Source organism: Tatumella ptyseos ATCC 33301, assembly GCF_000735525.1.
In the GTDB taxonomy this organism is placed as follows: domain Bacteria; phylum Pseudomonadota; class Gammaproteobacteria; order Enterobacterales; family Enterobacteriaceae; genus Tatumella; species Tatumella ptyseos.
Genome location: NZ_JMPR01000009.1, coordinates 1 through 828 on the forward strand (window position 1 = coordinate 1; position 828 = coordinate 828).

Sequence of the window (828 nt, forward strand, 5' to 3'; positions counted from 1 at the left end):
TTCAGAGACATCACATCCACCGGTAGGCACCGTTACGGTATTATTTGCCTTCAGGTTCCATATGATGGTTTGAGACACTCCCCCCGTGGAAGTATTTTCTTTTTGTAATGATAATGAGGCAAAAATCTGTCCGGCCTGGATAACCACACCACTCGCAGCTCCGGTAGGACTAAGATAAAGAATAGTATTCCACGCGACATAACTTCCGGATGTGGTAGGTACATAGGGCGTGGGTGAAGACAATGGGAAGGCATAAGTACTATTATTATAAGTAATACTTCCTGTAAAAGATGATAAAGCCCCTGCATAAGCTGAGGCCGTTCCTACTCTGATAGGGTCGGTATATTGCTTAGGTGCATCGTTCTTGCACTGAATGCTACTACCAAGATTAATAACAAGGTTTTGGGTAGTACCTAAACTGGGAGTTAAGGTGACCGGAACAGTGACGGTCCCGGAACCGTTAATCGTGGTGCCATTCGCCTGACAAGTAAATGCCTGCGCATTAACCGAGTACACTAATATCAATATTATCAGAGTGATTATTTTTGAGGCTATAACTGATACTACTTTCATTACCACTCTCTCTATTAACAGGTATATGTAACATTAATAATGGATTACATCGCTCCGTAAGTAACACGTTACGACGGCATGATGACTCTCACTTCCGGATGACATCCTCTCGCCACCGCAGGATCACTAACCGTACTGGTTAATATTATTTCACCCTATTGTTACCGCTGCCTGCCCGCTGCTGCTGTGTTTTGGTTTAAAAAAACAGGCCCCCGGCAGTACTCAAGTACCGGTGATAATAGCTTTTATGCTGGT

At 44.0% G+C, this 828-nt stretch carries 1 protein-coding gene; it reads right to left on the reverse strand.

From position 1 onward, the window contains the following. The coding region (locus tag GTPT_RS17405) for a fimbrial protein (RefSeq protein ID WP_038010779.1) at window positions 1–573 on the reverse strand (573 nt) is incomplete at its 3' end. Window positions 574–828 lie beyond the last annotated feature (255 nt).